Genomic DNA, 12,079 nt, shown 5'->3' with positions numbered 1-12,079 from the left:
GGCTTCGCTTTATGGCGTGCCTCAATCTGCCGTCCTCGTGAAATATATTTATCCTTTACGCTTAATTAATTCACATTCCTTATTCCCATTAGGTTCTTATTTTCATGTTTAAATAAATTCATGCTTGCCAAATAAAACCCGATTGATAGCGCTCTTGTTTTGACGTTTTTTTTACCTATAGTCTAAATGGACAACGCGGGAACTCTTATTCCCGTCGCGTGGGAAATACCGTGATTATTTATTAACGTTAATCTTCGTGGATTATTGCGGAGTTTTTTCGCTTCGGCAATGCGTAGCGACGATTAACTCTTTTATGTTTATCCTCTCGGAATAAAGGAATCAGTTATGCGCAAATTTAATAAACCGCTGTTGGCGCTGTTGATCGGCAGTACGCTGTGTTCCGCGGCGCAGGCCGCCGCGCCGGGCAAGCCGACCATCGCCTGGGGCAACACCAAGTTCGCCATTGTCGAAGTCGATCAGGCGGCCACCGCTTATAATAATCTGGTGAAGGTAAAAAATGCCGCCGACGTTTCGGTCTCCTGGAATTTATGGAATGGCGACGCGGGCACGACGGCAAAAATTTTATTAAATGGCAAAGAGGCGTGGAGCGGCCCTTCAACCGGTTCTTCCGGTACGGCGAATTTTAAAGTGAATAAAGGCGGCCGTTATCAAATGCAGGTGGCATTGTGCAATGCCGACGGCTGCACCGCCAGCGACGCCACCGAAATTGTGGTGGCCGACACCGACGGCAGCCATTTGGCGCCGTTGAAAGAGCCGCTGCTGGAAAAGAATAAACCGTATAAACAGAACTCCGGCAAAGTGGTCGGTTCTTATTTCGTCGAGTGGGGCGTTTACGGGCGCAATTTCACCGTCGACAAGATCCCGGCGCAAAACCTGACCCACCTGCTGTACGGCTTTATCCCGATCTGCGGCGGCAATGGCATCAACGACAGCCTGAAAGAGATCGAAGGCAGTTTCCAGGCCTTGCAGCGCTCCTGTCAGGGCCGCGAGGACTTCAAAGTCTCGATCCACGATCCGTTCGCCGCGCTGCAAAAAGCGCAGAAGGGCGTGACCGCCTGGGATGACCCCTACAAGGGCAACTTCGGCCAGCTGATGGCGCTGAAGCAGGCGCATCCTGACCTGAAAATTCTGCCGTCGATCGGCGGCTGGACGCTGTCCGACCCGTTCTTCTTCATGGGCGACAAGGTGAAGCGCGATCGCTTCGTCGGTTCGGTAAAAGAGTTCCTGCAGACCTGGAAGTTCTTCGACGGCGTGGATATCGACTGGGAGTTCCCGGGCGGCAAAGGCGCCAACCCTAACCTGGGCAGCCCGCAAGACGGGGAAACCTATGTGCTGCTGATGAAGGAGCTGCGGGCGATGCTGGATCAGCTGTCGGCGGAAACCGGCCGCAAGTATGAGCTGACCTCCGCCATCAGCGCTGGCAAGGACAAGATCGACAAGGTGGCTTACAACGTTGCGCAGAACTCGATGGATCACATCTTCCTGATGAGCTACGACTTCTATGGCGCCTTCGATCTGAAGAACCTGGGGCATCAGACCGCGCTGAATGCGCCGGCCTGGAAACCGGATACCGCCTACACCACGGTGAACGGCGTGAATGCGCTGCTGACGCAGGGCGTCAAGCCGGGCAAGATCGTCGTCGGCACCGCCATGTATGGCCGCGGCTGGACCGGGGTGAACGGCTACCAGAACAACATTCCGTTCACCGGTACCGCCACCGGGCCGGTTAAAGGCACCTGGGAGAATGGCATCGTGGACTACCGCCAAATCGCCAGCCAGTTCATGAGCGGCGAGTGGCAGTATACCTACGACGCCACGGCGGAAGCGCCTTACGTGTTCAAACCTTCCACCGGCGATCTGATCACCTTCGACGATGCCCGCTCGGTGCAGGCCAAAGGCAAGTACGTGTTGGATAAGCAGTTAGGTGGCCTGTTCTCCTGGGAGATCGACGCGGACAATGGCGATATTCTTAACAGCATGAACGCCAGCCTGGGCAATAGCGCCGGCGTTCAATAATCGGTTGCAGTGCGTTGCCGGGGGATATCCTTTCGCCCCCGGCTTTTTCGCAGCCGAAAGTTTTTTTACGCCGCACAGATTGTGGGCCTGCCCGGTGCAAAACGCGCTCATCGGACTCACCCTTTTGGGTAATCCTTCAGCATTTCCTCCTGTCTTTAACGGCGATCACAAAAATAACCGTTCAGATATTCATCATTCAGCAACAAAGTTTTGGCGTTTTTTAACGGAGTTAAAAACCAGTAACTTTGTTAGGGTCAGACCAATGCGCTAAAAATGGCCGCTTAGCATAAATTTTCATGCTGGAACTGTTAACAAAAGGTTTTTTTTATGTTTGTTTGCTGTTTCTCACAGTCTGCGTAAATCCCCACTGGTTATATTGACGACACCCCAAACAGTTGGCAACTTGATAGCCTCAGGGGTAAGAGCGAGAGTTGTTTGAGTGAATTCCACGCGCTCAGACGTCCCCGCCGCGATGCGTTCCATCCGGCATTCTCTCCTCGTACGCCTTCTGCCTTCGGGCGCCGATCGCACAGGCCACGCAATAAAAAATACAGGTCTGGCGGCAATTACACACATCACATCACACAATGGAGCACTAACGATGACACGTTCCTTGGGTAAATCGGGGATTCTGAAATTCGGTATTGGGCTGATCGCGCTGACCGTGGCGGCCAGCGTACAGGCCAAGACGTTGGTTTACTGTTCTGAAGGTTCCCCGGAAGGGTTCAACCCGCAGCTGTTTACCTCCGGCACCACCTACGACGCCAGCTCGGTACCGATCTACAACCGCCTGGTCGAATTCAAAATCGGCACCACCGAACTGCAGCCGGGCCTGGCTGAGAAGTGGGACGTCAGCGAAGACGGCAAAACCTACACCTTCCACCTGCGCAAAGGCGTGAAGTGGCAGAGCAACAAAGACTTCAAACCGACGCGCGATTTCAACGCCGACGACGTGGTGTTCTCCTTTGAGCGCCAGTTGGATGCGAACAACGCCTACCACAAAGTGTCTGGCGGCAGCTACGAATACTTTGAAGGCATGGACATGCCTAAGCTGATCGCCAAGATTGAAAAAGTGGACGACAACACCGTGCGCTTCGTGCTGAACCGCCCGGAGGCGCCGTTCCTGGCTGACCTGGGCATGGACTTCGCGTCCATCCTGTCCGCCGAATACGCCGACGTGATGATGAAAGCCGGCACGCCGGAGAAAGTCGACCTGAATCCGATCGGCACCGGTCCGTTCCAGCTGCTGCAATACCAGAAAGACTCCAAGATCCTGTACAAGGCATTCGACGGTTTCTGGGGCACCAAGCCGAAGATCGATCGCCTGGTGTTCTCCATCACGCCTGACGCCTCCGTGCGCTACGCCAAACTGCAGAAAAACGAATGTCAGGTGATGCCGTACCCGAACCCGGCCGATATCGCCCGCATGAAGCAAGACAAGTCCATCAACCTGATGGAACAGCCAGGCCTGAACGTGGGTTACCTGTCGTTCAACGTCGAGAAAAAGCCGCTGGATAACCTGAAGGTGCGCCAGGCGTTGACCATGGCGGTCAACAAGCAGGCGATCATCGACGCGGTTTATCAGGGCGCGGGCCAGGCGGCCAAGAACCTGATCCCGCCAACCATGTGGGGCTATAACGACGCGGTGCAGGATTACGCTTACGATCCGGCCAAGGCGAAAGAGTTGCTGAAAGAAGCGGGCATGGCCGACGGTTTCAGCATCGACCTGTGGGCGATGCCGGTACAGCGTCCTTACAACCCAAACGCACGCCGCATGGCGGAAATGATCCAGGCCGACTGGGCCAAGATCGGCGTGAAAGCCAAAATCGTGACCTATGAGTGGGGTGAATACCTCAAGCGCGCCAAAGCGGGCGAGCACCAGACGGTGATGATGGGCTGGACCGGCGACAACGGGGATCCGGATAACTTCTTCGCCACGCTGTTCAGCTGCGCGGCGGCGAAAGACGGCTCCAACTACTCCCGCTGGTGCTACAAGCCGTTTGAAGATCTGATTCAACCGGCGCGCGCCGAATCCAACCACGACAAGCGCATCGAACTGTACAAACAGGCGCAGGTGGTGATGCACGATCAGGCTCCGGCGCTGATTGTCGCACACTCCACCGTGTACGAGCCTGTGCGTAAGGAAGTGAAAGGCTACGTCGTGGATCCGCTCGGTAAGCATCACTTCGAGAATGTCTCTGTAGACTGATTTCGACCGCTTTACCGGAGACGCACGAATGGACTTGCAGGGGCGCAACAGGTTTGCGCCCCTGCTGACCAGTCTCCGGCGTATGGCCGTCGAATCGTTCAAAGGCATGTGAGCGTTAATAAGCCTGGCGGACGATGAGCTGCCGGGCATTGATACAGAGAGTTCGGGATATGTTGCAGTTCATACTCCGACGTTTGGGGTTAGTTATCCCAACGTTTATCGGCATTACATTGCTGACTTTTGCATTCGTCCATATGATCCCCGGCGACCCGGTGACCATCATGGCCGGGGAACGCGGTATCTCCGCCGAGCGCCACGCGCAGCTGATGGCGGAAATGGGGCTGGACAAGCCGCTTTATCAACAATATTTCTCCTACGTGTCCAACGTGCTGCACGGCGATCTGGGCACCTCACTCAAAAGCCGCATCTCCGTCTGGAGCGAGTTCGTTCCGCGCTTTCAGGCTACGCTGGAGCTGGGCTTCTGCGCGATGCTTTTCGCGGTGCTGGTAGGCATCCCGGTCGGGGTGCTGGCGGCGGTCAAACGTGGCTCGGTCTTCGATCATACTGCGGTGGGCATCTCGCTGACCGGCTATTCGATGCCAATTTTCTGGTGGGGCATGATGCTGATCATGCTGGTGTCGGTGCAGCTTAACCTGACGCCGGTGTCGGGGCGCATCAGCGACACGGTATTCCTTGACGACAGCCAGCCGCTGACCGGCTTTATGCTGATAGACACCCTGATCTGGGGCGAGCCGGGCGACTTTATCGACGCGGTGATGCACATGATCCTGCCGGCCATCGTGCTGGGCACCATCCCGCTGGCGGTGATCGTGCGCATGACCCGTTCCTCGATGCTGGAGGTGTTGGGTGAAGACTACATTCGCACCGCCCGCGCCAAGGGCGTGAGCCGTATGCGGGTGATCGTCGTCCACGCGCTGCGCAACGCGCTGCTGCCGGTGGTGACGGTGATCGGGCTGCAGGTCGGCACCATGCTGGCCGGCGCCATTCTGACCGAAACCATCTTCTCCTGGCCGGGGTTGGGCCGCTGGCTGATCGACGCGCTGCAGCGCCGCGATTACCCGGTGGTGCAGGGCGGGGTGTTGCTGGTCGCCTGTATGATCATTCTGGTTAACCTGCTGGTAGACGTGCTCTACGGCGTGGTCAACCCGCGTATTCGCCACAAGAAATAAGGGGCGCTCTCATGTCTCAAATCACTGAGTCTGCAGTTAAAGGTGCGCCGAAGCCAATGACCCCGTTTCAGGAGTTCTGGCACTATTTCAAGCGCAATAAAGGGGCCGTGGTCGGCCTGGTGTATATCGTTCTGATGCTGGTGATCGCGCTCGGCGCCGGCGTGCTGGCGCCGCATGCGCCGGCGGACCAGTTCCGCGATGCTCTGCTCAAGCCGCCGGTGTGGCAAGAGGGCGGCAGCTGGCAATATATCCTCGGCACCGACGACGTGGGCCGCGACGTCCTGTCGCGCCTGATGTACGGTGCACGGCTGTCGCTGTTGGTCGGCTGCCTGGTGGTAGTGCTGTCGCTGATCATGGGCGTGATATTCGGCCTGCTGGCCGGTTACTTCGGCGGCGTGGTAGACGCGATTATCATGCGCGTCGTCGACATCATGCTGGCTCTGCCGAGCCTGCTGCTGGCACTGGTACTGGTGGCGGTATTCGGGCCGTCGATCGTCAACGCTTCGCTGGCGCTGACCTTCGTCGCCCTGCCGCACTATGTACGTTTGACGCGCGCGGCGGTGCTGGTGGAGGTCAACCGCGACTACGTCACCGCATCGCGGGTGGCGGGCGCCGGCGCACTGCGCCAGATGTTCGTCAATATTCTGCCTAACTGCCTGGCGCCTTTGATCGTGCAGGCTTCTCTCGGTTTCTCGAACGCCATTCTGGACATGGCCGCGCTCGGCTTTCTGGGCATGGGCGCGCAGCCGCCGACGCCGGAGTGGGGCACCATGCTCTCCGACGTGCTGCAGTTCGCGCAAAGTGCCTGGTGGGTGGTGACCTTCCCCGGCGTGGCGATCCTGCTGACGGTGCTGGCATTCAACCTGATGGGGGACGGTTTGCGTGACGCTCTCGACCCCAAACTCAAGCAGTAACAGAGGACGAGAGAGATGGCGTTATTGAATGTAGACAAGCTTTCGGTGCACTTCGGTGACGAAGGCACCCCGTTCCGCGCGGTAGACCGCATCAGTTACAGCGTGGAGCAAGGTCAGGTGGTCGGCATCGTCGGTGAATCCGGCTCCGGCAAATCCGTCAGTTCGCTGGCGATCATGGGCCTGATCGATTTCCCCGGCAAGGTGATGGCCGACAAGCTGGAGTTCAACGGCCAGGATCTGCGCAAGATCTCCGAAAAAGAGCGCCGCCAGCTGGTGGGCTCCGAAGTGGCGATGATCTTCCAGGATCCGATGACCAGCCTGAACCCGTGCTATACCGTCGGTTATCAGATCATGGAGGCGCTGAAGGTGCATCAGGGCGGCAATCGCCGCACTCGCCGCCAGCGTGCTATCGACCTGCTGACCCAGGTGGGCATTCCGGATCCGGCTTCGCGGCTGGACGTATACCCGCACCAGCTTTCCGGCGGCATGAGCCAGCGCGTAATGATCGCCATGGCCATCGCCTGTCGGCCGAAGCTGCTGATCGCCGATGAGCCGACGACCGCGCTCGACGTGACCATCCAGGCGCAGATCATCGAGCTGTTGCTGGACCTGCAGCAGCGCGAAAACATGGCGCTGCTGCTGATCACCCACGATCTGGCGCTGGTGGCGGAAGCCGCGCATCACATCATCGTGATGTACGCCGGCCAGGTGGTGGAATCCGGCAAGGCGGCGGAGATTTTCCGCGCGCCGCGCCACCCGTACACCCAGGCACTGCTGCGCGCGCTGCCGGAGTTTGCCGCCGACAAGGCGCGGTTGGCTTCGCTGCCGGGCGTGGTGCCGGGCAAATACGATCGCCCGACCGGCTGCCTGCTCAATCCGCGTTGTCCGTACGCCAACGAGCGCTGCCGTAACGAGGAGCCGGAACTGCGCAGCATTCCCGGCCGTCAGGTTAAATGTCACACACCGCTGGATGATGCGGGGAGGCCGACCGTATGAGCCAGAATCAACCTTTACTGCAGGCGATTGACCTGAAGAAGCATTACCCGGTGAAAAAGGGCCTGTTCGCGCCGGAGCGGCTGGTCAAGGCGCTCGACGGTGTGTCCTTCACCCTGGAGCGCGGCAAAACGCTGGCGGTGGTCGGCGAATCGGGCTGCGGCAAATCGACGCTCGGCCGCCTGCTGACGATGATCGAAGTGCCGACCGGCGGCGAGCTGTACTACCAGGGGCAGGATCTGCTGAAGCCGGACGTCTCGGCCGAGAAACTGCGACGCCAGAAGATCCAAATCGTGTTCCAGAATCCTTACGGATCGCTCAACCCGCGCAAGAAGGTCGGGCAGATCCTCGAGGAGCCGCTGTTGATCAACACGTCGCTCAGCGCCGCCGAACGGCGGGAAAAAGCGCTGGAGATGATGGCGAAGGTCGGCCTGAAGACCGAACATTATGACCGCTACCCGCACATGTTCTCCGGCGGCCAGCGCCAGCGTATCGCCATTGCCCGCGGGCTGATGCTGAATCCGGACGTGGTGATCGCCGATGAACCGGTGTCGGCATTGGACGTGTCGGTGCGCGCGCAGGTGTTGAACCTGATGATGGATCTGCAGCAGGAGCTGGGGCTGTCCTATGTGTTTATCTCGCACGATCTGTCGGTGGTGGAACACATCGCCGACGAGGTGATGGTGATGTACCTCGGTCGCTGCGTGGAAAAGGGCAGCAAAGAGGCGATCTTCAACAACCCGCGTCATCCGTACACTCAGGCGCTGCTGTCGGCGACGCCGCGGTTAAACCCGGATATGCGCCGCGAGCGCATCAAATTGACCGGCGAGCTGCCCAGCCCGATGAATCCGCCGCCGGGCTGTGCGTTCAATGCCCGCTGCCGCCGCGCTTTTGGCACCTGCGTACAGCTGCAGCCGCAGCTCAAACAGTACGGTGAGCAGAAGGTGGCCTGCTTTGCGGTCGATCAGGACGAACATCCGGGGGCGTAAGGCGTCGAACGTCATCGCTTAAATTCACGCCGGCATCACGCCGGCGTTTTTTATTACTCAATCAAAGGGTTAGTCAGTAAACGATCGCGACAACTCATTTTTTAAATTATTCCCTTAACGTCATTCTGACAAATCGTTATTTTTTAAGAATCTTCGCATGAAAATAATAATCGAATAATAGAATTCAACGGTTTGTTGTTAATAACATTCTGTCGGTCGAGTTGTTTCGCCATTTCTATTATAAAACCCTAATAAAAAAGCACGCCGGCGGCGTGCTTTAGGTTGATGAGGTCGCGCTTATTGCGGATAAGGCACCCAGTCGCCGCCGTTCAGGCGAATGTAAGGCTTGCCCTGATATTGCATCACGATAGCGTTGTCGTTTTCGGAGATGACCGGGGTCTGCGGCAGCGCCTGCGTCAGTGTCTGCCAATCGACGCTGGATTCGCTGAAGACCTTGCCGTCCACCAGGCGCGACACCAGTTCAGACAGCGCCAGATAGCTGCTCGGCGTTTTGATCTGCAGTGGACTGCCCTGATGCGGCGCCTTCATGCCCACCAGTTTGATGCCGACCGGCGTATGGGTGATGTTCGGGCTGGGGATATCGCGCAGGCCGGACATCTGCATCTTGTCACCCACTAACGCCGCCCCGTGTTCCGGCACGATCACCACCACCACTTTGCGGCCGGATTTTTCCAGCTGATCGAGGAAGGTGTTCAGCTGATCGAACAGCTTCTGCGCGCGTGGCTGATAGTCGGCGCTCTTGTTGGCGCCGACGAAGCGGTTGCCGTCGTGCAGCGGGATGACGTTGAAGAAGGTAGCGGTGCGGCCGTCGCCGCCTTTTTGCTGCTGATCCAGCAAGCGGGTCAGCAATTCGAGATCGTTATAAATCGGCTCACCGTCGAACGACGTCAGCTCGTTGCCGATGCCGGCCTGCGACATTAACGGCGCCTGCATGTCGCCCTGTTCACGCAGCTCTTTCAGGTAGTTGCCGAACACCCCGGAGTGATCGAGCATCAGCTGTTCCTTGAAGCCGAGTTTTGTCAGGTTGTCGAATAGGTAACACTGCTGGTTCACCGGCTGGTACAAATCATGATGCGAAAGCTGGCCGCAGCTGGCGCGCAGCAACCGTATCGAGGCCGGGCCGCTGTAGGCGGTGGCCGAATTGAAGCTGTCGAACATGATATCCATCTTCGACCACAGCGGATGATTCTGCAGGTTGACCGCGTCCATATCGGCCCAGGCCAGCGAACAGATGTTGATCACCAGCAGATCGAACGGCTGGGCGTCGGCGGGCAAGGTGGTCGGGAACGCGGTGGCGCGGCCTTTTTCCCGGTCGTAGAACTGGTTCAGGTAGGCCGTCAGGTTGGCGCTGGTCGGCGGCAGGCTGTCCGCCGGCGCAGCGTCCCCCGCCGCCGGCGCGGCCGTGGCCGGCGTATTGGCGCTGCCGGCCGAGGCTGTGGAGGTCGCGGGCAGCAGTGAGACCGCCGGCCCGGCAATGTTGACGATATTGAGCCACACCAGCGCCGCCACGGTGAATACGGTGACGCGCACCCATTGCGCGACGAACAGGTAGGCGATAAACAGTACGAAGGCCGCGCCGATCATCTGCCAGTTGATAAAGCGGTTGACCAGTTCCAGCAGATACTGGGCGCTGAAGCCGGCTAGCTGCGACCCCTGGCTAAGAATGCTGTTGATGCCCGGCAGCCAGGTGTCGTGGTAGAACAAGGCGATGCCAATCGGGATGGCGAGGTAGTGGCGCCAGCGATGCAGGCGTTGCGAAGGGATCGGCATCAGCAGAAACGCCATGAACACCAGGTTCGGCAGCGCGTGGAAATTCAGGTAGCCGAACCACAGCAGGGCGAATTTAGCCAGAAAATAAAGGTTCCAGCCACCCAGCCCACGCCAGTAGCGCCACAGAGCGTTATCGGATTGCGTATTCGAGTTTCGATTCATGGCTGCTTCTTACGTTTAATCTGAGATGAGGAGCCAGTGCGCACCCACAAACCGGCGGATTTCAAATAGCGCGGCGATAACAACAGGTTTTGCCAGTATTGACGCAAATGCGGAAAACGCCGGTGAAAGGCGTAACCCAGCGGAATGAAGATCAGCGCGCACAGCAGGATCAGTTGCACGATATCGTTAAGGTTCAGCATGCGGTTCCTCCTGCGGGTCAAGCGACAGCGTGAAGGCGACCGGCTGCCGCCGTTCCACAGGTTCCTCGGCCACCGCCACGCTGGGGCGCGGCGCGGCGCCGGCGGTACCGGTAGCCGAAAGCTGCCAGTGCCCCTGGGCCATGCGTTTGATTTCTGAAACGATATCGACGTCCTGGTGCCACACCACCCGGTTGCTGAAGGCTTCATCCACCGGCAGCCGGAAGATGAACTTCAGCGCGGTATCCAGATCGTTGATGCGGCAGGTGGACAGGAACAGCACCAGCCGCCCCTGCACCACGGTCATCACGTCGCCGAACCGCCGCAGGTGGCACAGGGTCATCGCCTGTTCGGCGCGTAGGCCGGTGGCCGGGCGCAGCGCCACCATCACGCCTTTGCCGTCCTCAGGCAGCAGCGTGTTGCCCATCAGCGAAAGCACCGCCTGGCTGAACGCCTCCGGCCGCATATAGCCTTTGAGCTGCAGCGGGCGCAAACCGGCCAGCAACGCATCGATGTCGGCGGGCACATGGCGAGAGAAACGCTGCCCCTGGATGCCCTCGAGCATGGTGAGAAAACGCGACAGCGGCGCGACGTGCGGCACGATCAGATTGGCGCCGCAGGCCAGCAGCAGCCGTTCGTCGCTGTAGCGCAGGCTGGCGCTCATCTCGCGCACCGCGATTTTCAGGCCGCTGCCGCGGCTGCGTCGCAGGGTGTGGATCTGGTGCGCCAGGTGATCGATTTGGTCGCTTTGATACAACGCGAAAATCAACGTTGCCGAGAGTCTCAGCATGCCGTGCTGCGCCAGTTCGTCGTTGCTGTCCAACAGCTGCCAGTTGGCGGACAGCGGTGGCGCACCCTCCAGAATGCTGCGTTCGGCCAGATACTGACCTTCGTCGCTGCGCAAGGCGGTGGGGGAGGGTTGACTATTTTCATCCTCGCCTTGCCAGCCGCCTTGCGCGGCGTACAACGTCAGCAGTTGATTGGCGTTGATGCCGTTTTCGGTGCTCCACCAGTTCACCAGATATTGCGCGCTGTCCTGCTGCCATTGCAGGCTGGATAGGCCGTTCAGGATACGATGCTGTGCGCTGAGCTGCCCTTTAAGCTTATTGATGCCGCCGCCGTGGCTGAGGATCAACAGCGTGCAGCCCTGCCGCCGCAGCCAGGCGGCGAGGGTACGTGTCCACTCGCGCAGCTCTTCGGTGGTGAAGGTTTGCCACAGGCTGGCGTGGGCCAGCAGGATAAGCAAGCGATTCTGCGGCCGCAGGGCGCGCATCAGATCGTCGCTCAGCTGCGTCAGCGCGGCTTTTTTCTCTGGTAATTGATACAGCGGCAGCTTTTGCAAAGCGGGCGAAGCCAGCTCGGCCAACAGGCTTTCGGGTTTGTCGCCGCTGCAGATCAGGGCGACTTTGTGAGTGGCCGGCTGGGCGGCGATCACCTGGCGACACAGCAACGCGGCGTCACTTTGCCTGTCGATATTGATCCAATAGAGCCCCGGAGCCTGCATCACCGAGAGCTCTTCCCAAATCTGCCGAATGCCTAGAGAAAAAGAGTGCGCCATAGGATGTGTTCTACTTTCGTTGAAAGCCGACTAAAGGCG

The 12,079-nt window shown here is 58.9% G+C and carries 9 protein-coding genes; 6 read left to right on the top strand and 3 right to left on the bottom strand.

The genetic code is table 11. From position 1 onward, the window contains the following. Window positions 1-345: 345 nt before the first annotated feature. The 6 genes from N6G83_RS29790 (at window position 346) to dppF (ending at window position 8,332) form a co-directional block, all read left to right on the top strand. The gene (locus N6G83_RS29790; protein ID WP_049203656.1) at window positions 346-2,037 is read left to right on the top strand and encodes a glycosyl hydrolase family 18 protein; all 1,692 of its coding nucleotides are present in this window, start codon (window positions 346-348) and stop codon (window positions 2,035-2,037) included. A gap of 601 nt (window positions 2,038-2,638) precedes the next feature. Next, on the top strand, window positions 2,639-4,246 hold the full coding sequence (gene dppA / locus N6G83_RS29785; RefSeq protein WP_025304836.1) for a dipeptide ABC transporter periplasmic-binding protein DppA: 1,608 nt from the start codon (window positions 2,639-2,641) through the stop codon (window positions 4,244-4,246). A 170-nt stretch (window positions 4,247-4,416) separates the two neighbouring features. Next, complete coding sequence (gene dppB / locus N6G83_RS29780; RefSeq protein WP_038630050.1) at window positions 4,417-5,436, top strand: dipeptide ABC transporter permease DppB; 1,020 nt, start codon at window positions 4,417-4,419, stop codon at window positions 5,434-5,436. A gap of 11 nt (window positions 5,437-5,447) precedes the next feature. Beyond that, on the top strand, window positions 5,448-6,350 hold the full coding sequence (gene dppC / locus N6G83_RS29775) for a dipeptide ABC transporter permease DppC (protein ID WP_025304838.1): 903 nt from the start codon (window positions 5,448-5,450) through the stop codon (window positions 6,348-6,350). 15 nt (window positions 6,351-6,365) lie between these two features. Continuing rightward, on the top strand, window positions 6,366-7,346 hold the full coding sequence (dppD, locus tag N6G83_RS29770; protein WP_004934132.1) for a dipeptide ABC transporter ATP-binding protein: 981 nt from the start codon (window positions 6,366-6,368) through the stop codon (window positions 7,344-7,346). Further along, window positions 7,343-8,332, top strand: a complete 990-nt coding sequence (dppF, locus tag N6G83_RS29765) for a dipeptide ABC transporter ATP-binding subunit DppF (protein ID WP_260515988.1) — start codon at window positions 7,343-7,345, stop codon at window positions 8,330-8,332. The genes dppD and dppF overlap by 4 nt, the downstream gene beginning before the upstream one ends. 297 nt (window positions 8,333-8,629) lie before the next feature. Here dppF and bcsG read toward each other — a convergent pair whose 3' ends face one another. Genes bcsG through bcsE form a run of 3 tightly spaced genes read right to left on the bottom strand, consistent with a single transcriptional unit; the run spans window position 8,630 to window position 12,040 of the window. Then, window positions 8,630-10,285, bottom strand: coding sequence for a cellulose biosynthesis protein BcsG (gene bcsG / locus N6G83_RS29760; protein ID WP_260515986.1), 1,656 nt, complete (start codon window positions 10,283-10,285; stop codon window positions 8,630-8,632). Continuing rightward, complete coding sequence (gene bcsF, locus N6G83_RS29755) at window positions 10,282-10,485, bottom strand: cellulose biosynthesis protein BcsF (protein WP_004934139.1); 204 nt, start codon at window positions 10,483-10,485, stop codon at window positions 10,282-10,284. Before bcsF ends, bcsG begins: the two co-directional genes overlap by 4 nt. Beyond that, window positions 10,472-12,040, bottom strand: coding sequence for a cellulose biosynthesis protein BcsE (gene bcsE, locus N6G83_RS29750; RefSeq protein ID WP_149570506.1), 1,569 nt, complete (start codon window positions 12,038-12,040; stop codon window positions 10,472-10,474). Before bcsE ends, bcsF begins: the two co-directional genes overlap by 14 nt. Window positions 12,041-12,079 lie beyond the last annotated feature (39 nt).

The organism is Serratia sp. PL7 (assembly GCF_945957435.1).
The sequence above is the reverse complement of the archived record's forward strand: the minus strand, read 5'-3'. Positions and strand labels throughout refer to the sequence as shown.

Excerpts from the sequence above, each read along its gene's own strand:
- N6G83_RS29790 (WP_049203656.1), top strand. The coding sequence starts at position 346 with ATGCGCAAATTTAATAAACCGCTGTTGGCGCTGTTGATCGGCAGTACG.
- dppA (WP_025304836.1), top strand. The coding sequence starts at position 2,639 with ATGACACGTTCCTTGGGTAAATCGGGGATTCTGAAATTCGGTATTGGG.
- dppB (WP_038630050.1), top strand. The coding sequence starts at position 4,417 with ATGTTGCAGTTCATACTCCGACGTTTGGGGTTAGTTATCCCAACGTTT.
- dppC (WP_025304838.1), top strand. The coding sequence starts at position 5,448 with ATGTCTCAAATCACTGAGTCTGCAGTTAAAGGTGCGCCGAAGCCAATG.
- dppD (WP_004934132.1), top strand. The coding sequence starts at position 6,366 with ATGGCGTTATTGAATGTAGACAAGCTTTCGGTGCACTTCGGTGACGAA.
- dppF (WP_260515988.1), top strand. The coding sequence starts at position 7,343 with ATGAGCCAGAATCAACCTTTACTGCAGGCGATTGACCTGAAGAAGCAT.
- bcsG (WP_260515986.1), bottom strand. The coding sequence starts at position 10,285 with ATGAATCGAAACTCGAATACGCAATCCGATAACGCTCTGTGGCGCTAC.
- bcsF (WP_004934139.1), bottom strand. The coding sequence starts at position 10,485 with ATGCTGAACCTTAACGATATCGTGCAACTGATCCTGCTGTGCGCGCTG.
- bcsE (WP_149570506.1), bottom strand. The coding sequence starts at position 12,040 with ATGGCGCACTCTTTTTCTCTAGGCATTCGGCAGATTTGGGAAGAGCTC.